Source organism: Escherichia sp. 94.0001, assembly GCF_013369155.2.
In the GTDB taxonomy this organism is placed as follows: domain Bacteria; phylum Pseudomonadota; class Gammaproteobacteria; order Enterobacterales; family Enterobacteriaceae; genus Escherichia; species Escherichia coli_F.
Window position 1 is genome coordinate 1 of sequence record NZ_JABWMS020000213.1, and the last position, 699, is coordinate 699.

Annotated in this window: 1 protein-coding gene; it reads right to left on the bottom strand. The window is 51.5% G+C overall.

Translation table 11 applies throughout. The features are described 5' to 3' along the window. Positions 1-51: 51 nt before the first annotated feature. Complete coding sequence (locus tag HEN33_RS25300; RefSeq protein WP_342367211.1) at positions 52-678, bottom strand: IS3 family transposase; 627 nt, start codon at positions 676-678, stop codon at positions 52-54. Positions 679-699: the final 21 nt, after the last annotated feature.

Genomic DNA, 699 nt, shown 5'->3' on the forward strand with positions numbered 1-699 from the left:
GCACTGCCAGCTGAATAACACATCCCCGTCAATACGGCCCTCGCTGTACGCTTACAACTCAGCATCAGCGGTTAATGAGAGGGCTGAACCGATAATCCGCCGTGAATATAAATCAACAACGAGTGCGAGATAACACCATTTGTCCTGCAGGCGAATAAAACTGATGTTGCCGCACCAGACGCGGTTTGGTGCGGCGGGGTGAAATTGCCGGTTCAGTAAATTTGGCAATGGCGGACTTTTGTCTTCGTTTACCCGGTAGTGATGTTTAACTGGCTGTCGACTTGTCAGCCCGCATTCCCGCATCAGTCGTCGTGCCAGCCACCGGCCTGCATCAACGCCACTATGGCGCAACATCTGACTGATTGCCCGGCTACCGACTGCGCCACGACTGAGAGCATGGACAGCCCTCACCCGACTTCGTAATTCAATTCTTTGCACATTAACAGGACGCTTCACCTGCGCGTAATAAATGCTACGGTGAATACCGAATAAATGACAAAGAACCCGCACTGGCCACTTTGCTTTCAGCTGTGTGATTAGCGCGACAGTTTCCCCGGGGATTTCGCTCATCAGCACGGCAGCCTGCTTTAGTATTTCTTTTTCCATCTCAGGGCGCTTTATCTGCGCTTTAAGCTGCTTAATTTGTAAGCGTGCAGCAAGAACCGTATTGACGGGGATGTGTTATTCAGTCGGCAGTGC